We start from the raw sequence: 1,365 nt of genomic DNA, 5'->3' as shown, positions 1-1,365 counted from the left end.
TTTTAGATTCNTATAATTTCTATTTTAAATATATTTTATAGGAATTTTAAAATAACTAGGTTATGCAAGAAGTCNNNTATTGAAAATATTTTTGCTATTCTTAAAAAATTTAAAATTATTACAGAAAAATATCGTAATCATAGAAAACGATTTAGTTTAAGATTTAATTTAATTGCTTCAATTTATAATTTGCAATTATTATAGATAGCATANAATATAAGATGTATTTAAAATTAAATAATTTAAATAAAAAANTCATTTTTCGTTGTAGGAAAATATTAAATTTTTAAATAAAAGACATAATTAATTAAAATTATAATTTGCTATTAGTATCTTTTTAAAAATATTTACAATTATTTTAATAGGTTATGCAAGAAGTCTATTATTCCATCATTGTCAACATAAATAAATCCTTTTTCAAATAAAGCATCACAGTCAAATAAACACATAGGTACTACAATATTTTTATCCCTTTTCTCATCCTCATCAGATTCAACACGTTTTTTATAAAATTAGTGTAATAATATTAACAACAAAATAAAACATAAATAAATAAAAAAGAAAATCATTTGTCAAGTTTTTGCGGGATAATACTAATGGTGTTGACAACATTATTATTTAAACTACTTATGAAATAACTTTTTATGAAAAACAAAAATCTGATGTGTTTTTGTTTACCATATGTTACCAGAATATAAACCTTAAATTATTCAAAACTATAAAATATTTGTTAAATAATAATGTGGCACCTATTCATTTTTATGATACTAAAAAATGAATAAAAAATTGTTAGTACTTTAGTTATCAAAATTAATACTGCTGAAATTATAAACTAATACATAAGAATGAAAAACCTCTTACAATAAGAATCTAAGATTATATGGAATAGCTTAATATCCTCTTTAGACACCAAGCAAATCCCCCTTCTAACTTATTGTAATTTTTTACATAATAGACTTCTTGCATAACCTATTAAAATAATTGTAAATATTTTTAAAAAGATACTAATAGCAAATTATAATTTTAATTAGTTAATTATTCTGTTATTATTTCACGTCTCTGTCCTTCCAATCTGACTTAACTTTTTGATGCTCTGTGGTTCTAAGTGTCACTGTGAGAGAGAGAAAGAGAAATTGAGGTAAAGAGGAACCAGAGGGATACAGTTCTCTGTCTCCTTTATTTGCTCTCGCTCACTATCTCCATCCCTGTCTATCTTTCATAATCTGTCTAGCTATTTCTATCTCTATCTCTCCCTCTATCTCTCTCTCTCGTTGGCTTCCTTTTTACGCTTTCTCTCCCTTTCTCTCTTACTCGNTCTCTCTTCATATTCTTATTGTCCTTCCCCATTTTCGATTAGAGTATACA

The 1,365-nt window shown here is 24.4% G+C and carries 1 pseudogene; it reads left to right on the top strand.

Features of this window, described 5'->3' with window-relative positions:
* Nucleotides 1–99: 99 nt before the first annotated feature.
* Nucleotides 100–204: pseudogene (locus BST80_RS05235) on the top strand (IS5/IS1182 family transposase); the annotation flags it as partial.
* Nucleotides 205–1,365 lie beyond the last annotated feature (1,161 nt).

This window comes from Spiroplasma sp. Moj, assembly GCF_016082285.1.
GTDB lineage: Bacteria > Bacillota_I > Bacilli_A > Mycoplasmatales > Mycoplasmataceae > Spiroplasma > Spiroplasma phoeniceum.
This window is presented reverse-complemented; position numbering and strand designations above follow the sequence as displayed.